This window comes from Mesorhizobium sp. M4B.F.Ca.ET.143.01.1.1, from assembly GCF_004792275.1.
Classification (GTDB): domain Bacteria; phylum Pseudomonadota; class Alphaproteobacteria; order Rhizobiales; family Rhizobiaceae; genus Mesorhizobium; species Mesorhizobium abyssinicae.
Genome location: NZ_SRSR01000217.1, coordinates 1 through 328, shown reverse-complemented (window position 1 = coordinate 328; position 328 = coordinate 1). Strand labels below are relative to the sequence as shown.

Annotated in this window: 1 protein-coding gene; it reads right to left on the bottom strand. The window is 64.0% G+C overall.

The annotated features are described in order from the left end of the window. Positions 1-328, bottom strand: a 328-nt coding sequence (locus tag EN786_RS36705; protein ID WP_135910136.1) for an FAD-dependent oxidoreductase, incomplete at both ends; no start/stop codon positions are given.

Below are 328 nucleotides of genomic sequence, written 5' to 3'. Positions count from 1 at the left end.
GAGCAGCGGCCAGAGCTTTCGCGCTTCGTCGGGCGTCAGCAACTGCGCCCGCATGCCCTGCACCTCGGCGACGCTCATATAGCTCTTGAACTCGTCGAACCGGTCGCGCGAATTGGCGATGCGCAGCTGCCCGCATTTATGCCAGCCGACCGGCTGTCCGGTCTCGGCTTCCAGCCCTCCATAAATGTCGATCGTCGTCTTGATCATGCGCCCGATATTGATGTTGCGGGCATAGGAGGGAACCAGCCCCGCCGCATGCCAGGTCGAGCCGGCCGTCAACTGCGTGCGTTCGAGCAGTGCGCCGGCTTCCTGCGCATTGGCAACGGCA